General features: G+C 65.2%; 11 protein-coding genes. All 11 read right to left on the bottom strand.

The window, feature by feature from the left end; translation table 11 throughout:
* Window positions 1–91: 91 nt before the first annotated feature.
* Window positions 92–3601 carry a DNA polymerase III subunit alpha gene (gene dnaE, locus ACSE4D_RS16250; RefSeq protein ID WP_426937503.1) on the bottom strand — a complete coding sequence of 1170 codons (3510 nt, stop codon included), beginning with the start codon at window positions 3599–3601 and terminating at the stop codon, window positions 92–94.
* Window positions 3602–3767: 166 nt separating this feature from the next.
* A complete protein-coding gene (locus ACSE4D_RS16245; RefSeq protein ID WP_436326288.1) occupies window positions 3768–4691 on the bottom strand; it encodes an RluA family pseudouridine synthase in 924 nt (307 codons plus the stop codon).
* Window positions 4688–5221, bottom strand: a complete 534-nt coding sequence (locus ACSE4D_RS16240; protein WP_436326287.1) for a signal peptidase II — start codon at window positions 5219–5221, stop codon at window positions 4688–4690. The genes ACSE4D_RS16245 and ACSE4D_RS16240 overlap by 4 nt, the downstream gene beginning before the upstream one ends.
* Window positions 5222–5317: 96 nt before the next feature.
* Window positions 5318–6127, bottom strand: a complete 810-nt coding sequence (locus tag ACSE4D_RS16235) for a DivIVA domain-containing protein (RefSeq protein ID WP_135541296.1) — start codon at window positions 6125–6127, stop codon at window positions 5318–5320.
* 337 nt (window positions 6128–6464) lie between these two features.
* Window positions 6465–6764 (bottom strand): YggT family protein, encoded by a 300-nt coding sequence (locus ACSE4D_RS16230; RefSeq protein ID WP_135541297.1) that lies wholly within the window; start codon window positions 6762–6764, stop codon window positions 6465–6467.
* A 94-nt stretch (window positions 6765–6858) separates the two neighbouring features.
* Window positions 6859–7383: a cell division protein SepF gene (locus ACSE4D_RS16225; RefSeq protein WP_135541298.1), complete on the bottom strand. Its 525-nt coding sequence runs from the start codon at window positions 7381–7383 to the stop codon at window positions 6859–6861.
* Window positions 7384–7461: 78 nt separating this feature from the next.
* A complete protein-coding gene (gene pgeF, locus ACSE4D_RS16220) occupies window positions 7462–8220 on the bottom strand; it encodes a peptidoglycan editing factor PgeF (protein WP_436326286.1) in 759 nt (252 codons plus the stop codon).
* 1 nt (window position 8221) lies between these two features.
* Window positions 8222–9406, bottom strand: coding sequence for a cell division protein FtsZ (gene ftsZ / locus ACSE4D_RS16215; protein ID WP_436326285.1), 1185 nt, complete (start codon window positions 9404–9406; stop codon window positions 8222–8224).
* A 227-nt stretch (window positions 9407–9633) separates the two neighbouring features.
* Complete coding sequence (locus ACSE4D_RS16210) at window positions 9634–10389, bottom strand: cell division protein FtsQ/DivIB (protein WP_436326284.1); 756 nt, start codon at window positions 10387–10389, stop codon at window positions 9634–9636.
* Between the two features lie 5 nt (window positions 10390–10394).
* The gene (murC, locus tag ACSE4D_RS16205; protein ID WP_425119608.1) at window positions 10395–11795 is read right to left on the bottom strand and encodes a UDP-N-acetylmuramate--L-alanine ligase; all 1401 of its coding nucleotides are present in this window, start codon (window positions 11793–11795) and stop codon (window positions 10395–10397) included.
* Window positions 11796–11797: 2 nt separating this feature from the next.
* Window positions 11798–12898 (bottom strand): UDP-N-acetylglucosamine--N-acetylmuramyl-(pentapeptide) pyrophosphoryl-undecaprenol N-acetylglucosamine transferase, encoded by a 1101-nt coding sequence (locus ACSE4D_RS16200; protein ID WP_436326283.1) that lies wholly within the window; start codon window positions 12896–12898, stop codon window positions 11798–11800.
* Window position 12899: the final 1 nt, after the last annotated feature.

The raw sequence follows: 12899 nt of genomic DNA, 5'->3' as shown, positions 1-12899 counted from the left end.
CGGTCCGCGGTTCGAGCCGTTCAGCGGGCAGCGGAGACGGCACCTCGCGCAGGCGCGGGCCGCCGGCCCCGTTTCTGCCGGCTCTCGCGGCTCAACCGCTGAGGCAGCGCGATCCCAGCAGCGCCTTGAGGTCGCCGTAGAGGCTCGGATTCGGATCGACGCGGATCGACCGGTCGAGCCTCATCACGGTCTGACGTCCCGGCTGGGACAAGATCACGTGGACGTCGGTCTGGCCCCTGTTCGACTCGAGGATCCGTTTGAGCTTCGTCGCCATCTCCTCGGTGGCCTTCTCCATCGGCATGAGCAGGTTGAGCGGCCGATCCTTGGGGTCGGTGACATCCGGGATCGTCATCGACATCGCCATCAGCGAGGTCGGGCGGTCTTCGGAGGTGCGGATGCGCCCGGTCAGCGAGATCACAAGGTCGGTGGCCAGCAGGCTCGCCACGGGCTCGTAGGTGTCACCGAAGAACATCACTTCGATCTCGGCTTCGAGGTCCTCGAGCGTGACGATCGCGTAGGGGCGTCCGGAGTTCTTCGACACCTTGCGGGTGACCTGCGTGATCATTCCGCAGACCTTGATCTGGGATCCGTCGTGGCGCTGCGATTCGGGGTCGACCACCTCGGCGATGGAGGCCTCGGATTCTGCGGCGAGCACCCCTTCGAGTCCGTTGAGCGGGTGGTCGGAGACGTAGAGGCCGATCATGTCGCGTTCGAAGGACAGCTTCTCCTTCTTCTCCCATTCCGGACGGTCCGGGATCGTCACGGAGAAGCCCGGCGAATCGTCTCCCCCGCCGAACCCGGCGAAGAGGTCGAACTGGCCGTTGGCTTCCTGCCGTTTGACGCCGATGACCGAATCCACGGCTTCTTCGTGGATCTCGACGAGGGACCGCCGTGTGTGTTCGAGCGAATCGAAGCCACCGGCCTTGATGAGCGATTCGATGGTGCGCTTGTTGCACACGTGGCTGGGCACTTTGTCAAGGAAGTCCGTGAACGAGGTGTAGGCGCCCTTCTCCCCGCGGGCCTCGACGATGCCTTCGACCACATGCGAGCCGACATTGCGCACAGCGCCCATGCCGAAGCGGATATCGGTGCCGACCGGGGTGAAGTGCAGAGCCGAGTCGTTGACATCGGGGGGCAGCACGGTGATGCCCAGACGACGACACTCGTTGAGGTAGATCGCCAGCTTGTCCTTGTTGTCACCAACCGAGGTCAGCAGCGCAGCCATGTACTCGGCGGTGTAGTGGGCCTTGAGGTAGGCGGTCCAATAGGACACGACTCCGTAGGCGGCCGAGTGAGCCTTGTTGAACGCGTAGTCGGAGAACGGCAGCAGGATGTCCCACAGAGCTTGGGCGGCGGCCTCGGAGTAGCCGCGTTCCTTCATGCCGCCGAAGAAGCCGACCTGCTGCTTGTCGAGCTCCGACTTCTTCTTCTTGCCCATCGCACGACGGAGGATGTCGGCCTGACCGAGCGAATATCCGGCGACCTTCTGCGCGATCGCCATCACCTGTTCCTGGTAGATGATGAGGCCGTAGGTCGTGTCGAGGATGTCCTTGAGCGGTTCCTCGAGCTCGGGGTGGATCGGGGTGACGTCCTGCAGTCCGTTCTTGCGCAGGGCGTAGTTCGTATGCGAGTCGGCACCCATCGGGCCGGGGCGATAGAGCGCAAGGGTCGCGGAGATATCCTCGAAGTTGTCGGGCTTCATCATCCGCAGCAGGGCGCGCAGTCCGCCGCCGTCGAGCTGGAAGACGCCGAGGGTGTCGCCGCGGGCCAGCAGCTCGTAGGCGTCGGGGTCGTCGAGGGTCAGGTGCTCGAGGTTGAGGTCGAGGTCCCGGTTGGCCTTGATGTTCTCGACCGCGTCGGAGACGATCGTGAGGTTGCGCAGCCCCAGGAAGTCCATCTTGATGAGTCCGAGACCCTCAGATGTCGGGTAGTCGAACTGGGTGATGACCTGTCCGTCTTGGAACCGCCGCATGATCGGGATGACGTCGATGATCGGATCCGAGGACATGATGACGCCCGCGGCGTGGACACCCCACTGCCGCTTCAGCCCTTCCAGGCCCTTCGCGGTCTCGAAGGTCTCCCGGGCTTCGGGATCGGTGTCGACGAGTTCGCGGAACTCTCCGGCTTCCTTGTACCGCTTGGAGTCCGGGTCCTCGATGTCCTTGAGCGGGATGTCCTTGGCCATCTCGGCCGGCGGCAGCGCCTTCGTCAGACGTTCACCCATGGAGAATGGTTTGCCGAGGACACGTGCGGAGTCCTTGAGCGCCATCTTCGTCTTGATCGTGCCGTAGGTCACGATCATCGCGACACGTTCGTCGCCGTACTTCTCCGTCACGTATTCGATGACCTCGCCGCGGCGACGATCATCGAAGTCGACGTCGAAGTCGGGCATGGACACACGGTCCGGGTTGAGGAAGCGCTCGAAGAACAGTCCGTGCTGGAGCGGGTCGAGGTCGGTGATGCGCATGGCATAGGCGACCATGGAGCCGGCGCCCGAACCACGGCCGGGCCCCACCCGGATGCCGTGGTCTTTCGACCAGTTGATGAAGTCGGCGACGACGAGGAAGTAGCCGGGGAAGCCCATCGAGATGATGACGTCGAGCTCGTAGTCGGCCTGCCTGCGGACATCGTCGGGCACACCGTCTGGGTACCGGTAGTCGAGTCCCTTCGCGACTTCCTTGATCAGCCACGAGGTCTCGTCCTCGCCGGGCGGGCAGGGGAACTTCGGCATGTAGTTCGCCGAGGTGTCGAAGGAGACTTCGCACTTCTCAGCGATTTCGAGGGTGTTGTCGCACGCCTCGGGGAATTCCTTGAACAGGGAGCGCATCTCGGCCGCAGACTTGAGGTAGTAGCCGGAGCCGGAGAAGGCGAAGCGGGAACCGCCCTGATCGTAGGTCGGTTCGATGAGTTTGGAGCCGGACTGGATGGCCAGCAGTGCTTCGTGCGCCTTCGCATCGGATTCGTGGGTGTAGTGCAGGTCGTTCGTCGCGACCAGCGGAATGTCCATCTCCTTCGACAGACGGATGAGATCCTTCGTCACGCGCTTCTCGATGGACAGCCCATGGTCCATGAGTTCGACGTAGTAGTTCTCCTTGCCGAAGATCTCCCGATACTTGCCGGCGGCGGCCCGGGCCTCTTCGTACTGCCCCAGACGCAGCCGCACCTGAATCTCGCCCGAGGGGCAGCCCGTCGTGGCGATGAGCCCATCGGAGTAGGTCTCAAGCAGTTCCTGGTCCAGCCGGGGCCACTTCGCGGTCACTGAGTCGAGAGAGGCGTACGAGGAGGCTTTGAACAGGTTGCGCATCCCCGTGTTGTTCCGCGACAGCAGGGTCATGTGCGTGTAGAGACCACCGCCGGAGAGGTCGTCGCTCTTCTGCGATTCGTCGGTGCGCCACTTCACTCGCGTCTTGTCCCGCCGGTCGGTTCCCGGGGTGACATAGGCTTCGACGCCGATGATGGGTTTGATGCCGGCCGCCGTGGCTTGGGACCAGAAGTCGAAGGCACCGAAGAGGTAGCCGTGGTCGGTCGTGGCGATCGCGGACATGCCCGAAGCCTTCGTCGCCGCCATGAGGTCGGCGAGGCGGGCCGCACCGTCCAACATGGAGTATTCGGTGTGGACGTGGAGGTGGACGAAGTCCTCGTTCGGCACTGGGCGCCGCCTTCCTGAAGTGGCCGGTATTGCCCATCCAGCTTAGTCCATCAGCTGCGTTTCGACAGAGGCCCACAGGCTGTCATTCGGGCCACGGTCATAGCCCGGCAGACCGTGCTCAGTTCGGTCGGATGCCGTCGAGAGCGACCTGCAGATCCTCGGGGTAGCCGCTATCGAATTCGACCCACTTCTGCGTGTCGGGATGGTGGAATCCGAGCTTGACCGCGTGCAGCCACTGCCGTTCAAGCCCGAGTTCTTTGGCCAGCACCGGATCGGCACCGTAGGGCAGGTCGCCCACGCAGGGATGCTTGGTCGCGGAGAAGTGGACGCGGATCTGGTGCGTGCGCCCGGTTTCGAGGTGGACTTCGACGAGCGCGGCACGGCGGTGGGCCTCGATGACCTCGTAGTGGGTGATCGCGTTCTTGCCTTCCGTGCGCACGGCGTAGAGCCCGTCGTGCTTCGGATGCCGTGCGATGGGGGCGTCGATGGTTCCGAGCACCGGGTCGGGAAGCCCCTGGACGACCGCATGGTAGGTCTTCTCCACCGTGCGCTCCTTGAACGCACGCTTGAGCATGCTGTAGGCGTATTCGCTCTTCGCCACGACCATGAGACCGGAAGTGCCCACGTCGAGGCGCTGAACGATGCCCTGACGTTCGGGAGCACCGGAGGTCGCGATCCGGAAACCGGCTGCGGCGAGTCCGCCGACGACGGTTCTTCCGGTCCAGCCGATGGCCGGATGGGCCGCGACGCCGACGGGTTTGTCGACGACGACGAAGGCATCCTCGTCGTGGACGATCCGCATGCCCGGCACCGGGTCGGCCACGACTTCGAGGGGCCGTTTCGGTTCGGGCATCATGATGTCGAGGCGTTCGCCGGCGATGACCCGGTCGGATTTGATCACGGGACGTCCGGACATCTGCACACCCCCGTCGGCGCAGATGTCTGCGGCGGCGGTGCGGGAGAGTCCGAGAAGCTTCGACATCGCAGCGTCCACGCGCTGGCCTTCGAGCCCCTCAGGGACGAGGATGGAACGTTCGGTCATTGAGAGTCCTCTTTCACACGGGTGGAGTCCGAACCGTCGAGTTCGATGCCTTTGAGGCTGGCGATGATGAGCACCACGGCAGCGGCGGAGATCGCAATATCGGCGACATTGCAGATGAACAGCGACAGATCGATGAAGTCGACGACGGCCCCGTGGAGGAATGCCGGTTCCCGGAACAGCCGATCGACGAGGTTGCCGAAGAGCCCGCCCAGCAGCAGGCCGAATCCGATCGCCCACGCCCGAGAACCGAGTTTGCGGGAGAGCAGGAGGATCGCGATGAACACGCCGACGGCGATGAGCGGGAACACCCAGGTCACACTCGAACCGAGTCCCAGGGCGGCACCGGGGTTGCGGTAGAAGTTGAACCCGGCCAAGGACCCGATCACGGGCACCGGCGGTTGCCCTTCGAGCAGAGTGACGGCGAGGAATTTTGTGACCTGATCGATGACGAGCACGATCGCCGCGATCGAGAACAGGAGGACCAGCTTGGCGGCACGAGGTCTGTTCACCCGTGGGGCAGGATCGTTCATTCGGTTCATTCTAGTCCACCGTCATCGACGTCGAACGCGCACGACTGAGGTCCGGGACCTCCGCGGAGTTCCCGGACCTCTGCCGTGCGCTGTGGATCAGAGCTTGTGGTTCGACGAACCGCCCAGCGGATTGTTTCCGTCGAGGGTCTCCGGAGCCAGGCTCGTGGAGTTCTCGAGGTCCCGCAGCTGATCGTTGAGGTAGCTCTTCAGACGTGTGCGGTACTGACGTTCGAAGTTCGACAGCTGGTCGATCGACCGCTCCAGCGTGGACTTCTGCGACTCGAGGGTCGACAGGGTCTCATCCCGCTTGGTCTCGGCCTTGCCGACGATATCGGCGGCTTCCTTCTCGGCGCCCTGGATGAGCTCGTCGCGCTTGCGCTCACCTTCGGCAACGTGCTCGTCGTGGACGCGCTGGGCCAGTGCGATGAGGCCGTGGGCATCTCCGTCGCCGCCGACTGCACCGAGGCCCGCGCCCGCTGCTCCACCGGCTGCGCCGGCAGCGACTGCGGGTGCAGCCGAGGACTCCTGCGGAGTCGGTGCGGCTTCCTTGACCACCGGAGCGGAGGTCTGAGCCGGGGCTTCTTCGACCGGTGCCGGAGCGGCAGGTGCTTCCTGGGGTGCCGGCGCCTCGGCCTGCTCCTCGGGAGCCGGAACCGCGGCAGGCATGGCCTGGGTAGCGTCGATGTCCTGCGCCGGAGCGGCGGAGGCGCCGCCGGCTTCGAGTTCCTTCACACGCTGTTCGGCGGTGGAGAGCTTCTGACGCAGTTCGTCGTTCTCCTGGTAGAGACGGCGGATCTCAACGACGACCTCATCAAGGAAATCGTCGACTTCATCCTGGTCGTACCCGTCGCGGAACTTCACATGCTGGAACCGCTTGTTTACTACGTCTTCAGGCGTGAGCGCCATGAGGTCACCTTCGGTCGATCTACAATCATTACGCTGCCGCCCGGAAGGACGGCTTCAACGTCACATTAGCGTAACACCTGCAGTTTTGTCGTGCAGTTAAGGCGTGTCACGCATTCGATGACGAACTTTTACCTATCCGAGGCTAACAAGGTCTCCACACGCTCGGCCAATTTCGGTGAGTATATTCACCATTTATCGCCTATTGGGACAATCGAATCCCGATATTCGCATTGCACTTCGTTGAGGCATTTCACGAGGCACAATCAGCATTTCGGGCTATTCGCCGCAAACACCGGTCTCCGCTCTCCTGTGAGCGTGGGACCCTCCGCGCCGGGGATCAGGCCGTGGTGTGCGAGAGGTTGAAGAACACCGAGGCGATGATCTGGATGCCGATGAGCAGAACGATGAAGCCGAGATCGAGCGAGATCTGCCCCAGCCGCAGTGGTGGGATGACCTTGCGCAGCAGCTTCAGCGGCGGGTCGGTGAGTGTGTAGACGATCTCCGCGAGGACGAGGAAGAAACCGGCCGGCTTCCAGTCACGGGAGAACACCTGGACCAGGTCGAGCACGACTCGGGCCAGGAGCACGTAGACATAGAGGCTCAGCGCAGTGCCGAGGATGTAGAAGATCATGGCCACGGGGGTCCCTCGCGCCTTTCGTTGGTGCTTGAGTGTCGGAGCCCCAGCCTAACGGCTCGAGCTGAAGAGGAGTTGAGAGAAGTTCCCGAACCGCTCAGCTCTGGTTGAAGAAGCTGGCCTGAGTGTCCGAATCGGCTTCGTTCTCGCCTGCGACCTCGATGTTCTCCGGGGTGAGCAGGAAGACCTTGTTCGTCACCCGTTCGATCGAACCGTGCAGACCGAAGATGAGGCCGGCGGAGAAGTCGACGAGCCGCTTGGAGTTGTTCTCGTCCATCTCCGAGAGGTTCATGATCACCGGGGTGCCTTCGCGGAAGGCCGATCCGATGACCATGGCATCGTTGTAGCTGCGCGGGTGGATGGTCCTGATGCGATTCATTGAGGTTCCTGGAGCCGGGGTGTCTACGGGACGAATCGGTGACGGGTGGATCGGCGTCACCGGAGCGGGGCTGCGATCCTCTGCCGTTTCGGGTTCTTCGTGCCGGTCGACGTCGTCGAAGGTTTCGATGACTTCGCGGTCCCGGTATGCGGGTTCGCGACGCTCGGACTCATGGCGCTCGGTGGTCTCGTCCTCTTCTTCGACGAAACCCAGGTATTCCAGCGTCTTCTTGATTGCTGACATGTCTTAAGCTCCTCGGACTTCGGCACTTGCTCACCTGTGGCCCAAACTATCGCACGTGGGCATGCGGAAGGGTGAGTCCTACGGGTGTGTCGTGGGGTTTTCTTCCTGCAGCCAGATGATCCCGGCGAACCGGCCCGTCCGCTGGTGCCTGCGATAGGAGAACAGATCTTCGGATTCCTTGGTGCAGGTGCGGGAGAAATGGTCGATGGTCACGCCTTCCCGGCGCAGCTGTTCGGCGACTGCTCCGGCGACGTCCAGTGCAGGGGTTCCCGTCACCGACACCGAGGCGGCCGTGGGCTCGATCTCGGCGACTTCGGTGCGCAGTTCGGCTGAGACCTCGTAGCAGCGAGGGCACACCGAGGGCCCGATGACGGCGTGGATCTCACCGGCTCCCGCGTCCCGCATGCGCGCGATCGTGCCGGGCACGACTCCTGCGGCCATTCCCTGCCGGCCGGCGTGGATACCCGCGATGATCCCGGTGTCGGCATCGGCGAGCATGATCGGGGTGCAGTCGGCGACCATGATCGCCAGTCCGATGCCGCCGAGGTTCGTCATCTGCGCATCGGCTTCGACGGGAGCCTGCCGCAGTTCGGTCTCGGCGGCGATGCTGTTCACCGTGGTGCCATGGACCTGGGAGACGAAGGACAGACGTTCGCCGCTCAGACCCAGGACCTGGGCCAGAGCGGCGCGGTTGGCTGCGACGAGTTCGTCATCATCGCCGACATGGCGGGCGAGGTTGAACGAGGCGAAGTCCCCGCTCGAGTACCCGCCGTGCCGGTCGGTGAAGGCGACGTGGGCGGTGCGCCTGCCGGGGATGACGAACCTCGAGCGCAGCATGTTACTTGAGGAAGTCCGGGATATCGAGGTCGTTGTCGACGTTCGAGCTGCTGCGTTCGTTGGGCAGCGTGGCCGGAATCTGGTAGTCCTCGCTGCGGCGAGCCGGCTGCGCCTCCGTGGCTTCGGCGTCCTCGGCCTCAGGTTCGGAGATCACGGGTGATTCGTTCTCGGTCTCTGCCGGGGCGGCGGCCGGGATGGAGGCCGGGACCGCTTCGGCACCCGCGGATTCGGCGTTCGGGGAGGTGTTGTCGAAGCCGGCGGCGATGACGGTCACGCGGCATTCGTCGCCGATGTTGTCGTCGATCACGGCGCCGAAGATGATGTTCGCTTCGGGGTGGGCCGCTTCCTGGACCAGACGCGCTGCCTCGTTGACTTCGAAGAGACCGAGGTCGCCGCCGCCGGTGATGCAGAAGAGCACGCCGTGGGCTCCGTCGATGCTGGCTTCCAGCAGCGGGGAGGCGATGGCGGATTCGGCGGCCTGCACGGCGCGGTCGTCTCCGGTGGCCGCACCGATGCCCATGAGCGCGGTGCCGGCATCCTGCATGACGGACTTCACGTCGGCGAAGTCGAGGTTGATCAGGCCCGGGACCGAGATGAGGTCGGTGATGCCCTGGACACCGGAGCGCAGGACTTCATCGGCCGAGCGGAAGGCTTCGACGACGGAGACGCTGCGATCGGAGATCGACAGCAGTCGGTCGTTGGGAATGACGATGAGGGTGTCGACCTCTTCGCGCAGAGCGGCGATGCCGGCTTCGGCCTGCGCGGAACGACGGCGCCCCTCGAAGGTGAACGGGCGGGTGACGACGCCGATGGTCAGGGCGCCGAGCGAACGGGCCACTCGAGCGACAACGGGGGCCGCACCGGTTCCCGTGCCGCCGCCTTCGCCGGCGGTGACGAAGACCATGTCGGCGCCCTCGAGGGCATCGCGGATGGCCTCTTCGGACGAGTCGGCGGCCTTGCGTCCGATCTCCGGATCGGCTCCGGCGCCGAGGCCGCGGGTCTGGTCACGGCCGATCTCCAGCTTCACATCCGCGTCGGAGAGAACGAGAGCCTGGGCATCGGTGTTGATTGCGATGAACTCCACGCCGCGCAGGCCGACGTCGATCATCCTCTGCACAGCGTTGACACCGCCGCCGCCGGTTCCGGCAACCTTGATATCCGCTCCGGATTGTGGGAATTCAGCCAAGTCGGTTCCTCGTCTCAAGCGCTTCAGTCACGCAGGGTCTGCGTGCGCATTCGGTCTGTGTTCTCTGCCCTGAGGCTATTGGGCGGGGCAACATCACTGCAACCATTCTCCCCGGAGTGTCGGGCTTCGGCCAAACTTCCCACCCGGTGTGTCGGAGCCAAACAGCGGCAATCGTCGGCGATTCGTGCCGTGGCGCAGACGTGGGCGTCTCCCACGCGAGAACTGCCTCAGTTCGTCACGGGCACCGAGGGCACGGAGACGTCGATCTCGGTGCGGCCCTCGGCGGCCAGCTGGGCGGCTGTGCGCACCTTGAGGCTGGCGTTCGAGGAATCGCCGAGGACGACCGTGGCATGGTCGTCGCCGGTGTCGAGTTCGGCTTGGAGACTGTTCGCGTCCTTCGCCTCGATGGTCGTCAGCTGCCCGCGCAGCTCGGGCCGCAGGTGGCCGAGGAAGCGGATGACTGCGGAGACCGTCGACTTGTCGGGTTCGTCTCCGGAGTCTCCGAGCACCGTGAGCTTCTTCGGCGCTTTGTCCACGACGCCGAGGTCGACGGCCGCGGCGTCGTAGAGGCGGTAGCCCGAGGAGCCTTCGATCGCAAGCACCGGAGTCCGGTCGGTGATCGTGATCTGCAGCGACCGGGGCCCGGCGTAGCGGACCGCGGCCTCTTGGGCCTTCGGGAACTTCTTGAGCACGGACTTCTCCACCGTCCCGGGACGCACCTGAGGCAGTGGGGTGCCGCCTTCCCCATCGAGGACGAAGGAGCTCACCGAGTCGTGGTCGACGAGTTCGCTGCCTTTCACGTTCACCTTCTGCAGGGCCAGCAGCGGTGAGAACCATGCGATGGCGGCGACGGCGAGCACACCGAGGACGAGGCCGATGGCGATGAGGCGTCTGCGCCACAGCTGCCGGCGGCGGGCCCGGATGACCCCGGTGAGATCGGCGGTGGAGTTCTCACCGGCGCGGGCTGGGGGAAGCGGCACCATCGGTCTCAGCTCTCCAGTGCGCTCAGCAGCTCGGGCCCGAGGATCGTCACATCCCCGGCGCCGAGAGTGAGCACGAGGTCGCCGGGACGCACGCGCTCGGCGACGAAGGGAACCGCCGCGGCGAACGACTCTTCGAAGGTGACGTGATCGTGCGGGACCCGATCGGCGATGAGGGCGCCGGTGACACCGGGAACCGGGTCTTCGCGGGCGGGGAAGACGTCGAGCACGACGACTTCGTCGGCCAGGCCCAGAGCTCGGCCGAACTCCTCCCGGAACTCCATGGTCCTCGAATACAGGTGGGGTTGGAAGATCGCCCAGACGCGTCCGCCGTCGGTGACGACTCCGCGGGCGGCGTTGAGAACGGCCCGCAGCTCTGTCGGGTGATGAGCGTAGTCGTCGATGACGCGCACTCCGGCGGCGATCCCGCGCTCTTCGAAGCGGCGGCGTGTGCCGCCGTATTCGGCCAGGCCCGTCGCCGCACGGTCGACATCCGCGCCGAGGCAGTGCGCCACGGCGATCGCGGCAGTGGCGTTGAGCGCGTTGTGCAGTCCCGGCTGCCGCAGTTCGACGCTCAGAGGTGTCTCGCGTCCGGGCAGGTCGAGGTCGAAGCGTGAGCCGATCCCGGAGTCGAGGTTGTTCAGCAGGACGTCGGCGTCGTCTCCCGTGCCGTAGAACACGACGTCGGCGCCTTGGGCTCGGGCCGCCGTGGCCACGTCGTGGGATCCGGCATCGTCGGCGCAGGCGATGATGGTGCCGCCGCGGGACTGGATGCCGTTGCAGAATTCGATGAACGCCTCGCGGACCTTCTCCGGTGTCCCGTAGTGGTCGAGGTGGTCGGCTTCGACGTTCGTGAGGATGCCGATGGTCGGTTCGTAGAGGAGGAAGGATCCGTCGGATTCGTCCGCCTCGGCGACGAAGACATCACCGGTGCCCAGGTGCGCGTTCGTGCCCGTCGTCGACAGCACTCCGCCGATGACGAACGAGGGGTCGATGCCGCAGGCCTGCAGGGCCACGGTCGCCATCGAGGTCGTCGTGGTCTTTCCGTGGGTGCCGGCCACGGCCACGGCGCGTTTGTCGACCATGAGCGAGGCGAGGGCACCGGAGCGGTGGAGGATGCGCAGTCCCCGGCGCTGCGCCTCGACGAGTTCGGGGTTGTCCTTGCGGATGGCGGAGGAGATGACGAGGGTATCGGCGTCGCCGAGGTTGTCCGCCGAATGTCCGATCGTGACGGTGGCGCCGAGGGTTCGCAGAACGTCGACGACGTTGGATTCCTTCGCATCCGATCCCGAGACGTCGACTCCGTTCATGACCATGATCCGGGCGATTCCGGACATTCCCGATCCGCCGATGCCGATGAAGTGGACGGCACCGAGTTCGGTGACGGGGACGATATTCGCTTGGGACATGTTCAGCCTTCCAACGCGCGGGTGACGATGCCGGCCATTCGGGCTGCGGCGTCGGTGGGATAGTTCAGTGCAGAAGCGGCGCGGCTCATCTCCTCCAGCCGCGGCCGGTCGCCGAGCAGCGGCAGGATGCTCTCGGTGACCGTCGCAGCGGAGAATTCGGCGTTGTCGACCATGAGCGAAGCTCCGGCCTCGACGCTGCCGGCCGCGTTCAGTCGCTGTTCGCCGTTGCCGATGGCCAACGGCACGTAGAGGGCGGGCACGCCGACGACGGTCGTCTCGGAGACGGTGGCGGCTCCGGACCGGGCGACGAGGAGATCGGCCACGGAGTAGGCCCGGTGCATGCCGTCGACATAGTCGACGACATGGTAGTCGGGCAGCTGAGCGGTGGCGGACCGCAGCTCCTCACCTTTTCCGGCTCCGGTGATGTGGAGGACCTGGACGCCTGCCTCCTGGCAGGCATCGGCGGAGGCGAGGAAGGCTGCGTTGATCTTCTGTGCGCCCGAGGACCCGCCGGTGACGACGAGCACGGGAGCGTCGTCACGCAGCCCCAGGTCGGCGCGGTGAGCGGCCCGCTGGTCGGCATCGCTGCGGTCGAGCGCGGTGATCTCCGCGGGCATCGGCATGCCCACGAGCGTCGAGTTGCGCAGCTCCGTGTCCGGGAAGGTGATGCCCACCCGCCCGGCGGTCGTCAGTCGCGCGCCGAGGCGGTTGGCCATTCCGGGTTTCGCATTGGCTTCGTGGACGATGAGCGGAATCTTCGCCTGCTTCGCGGCGAGGAATGCCGGCGGGCAGACGTAGCCGCCGACACCGACGACGGCGGAGACGTTCCGGGAGGTGATGATCTTCCTGACCGCGGAGATGTTTCCGGCGAAGCGCCCGGGGAACCTCAACAGGGACGGACTGATCGATCGGGGCATGGGCACCTTGTCGATGGTGAGCAGTTCGAAGCCGGCGCGGGGCACGAGCTCGGCTTCGAGTCCGTCGGGGGTGCCCAGGGCGATGATGTCCCAGTCCGGGTGCTTCTCACGCAGTTCCCGGCCGATCGCCAGCATCGGCGAGATATGGCCGGTGGTGCCTCCACCGGCCAGGAGGATACTCGTCATC

This window comes from Brevibacterium sp. FAM 27836 (genome assembly GCF_051351055.1).
Classification (GTDB): domain Bacteria; phylum Actinomycetota; class Actinomycetes; order Actinomycetales; family Brevibacteriaceae; genus Brevibacterium.
Note: the sequence above shows the minus strand (reverse complement) of the source record. Positions and strands in the feature narration are given on the sequence as shown.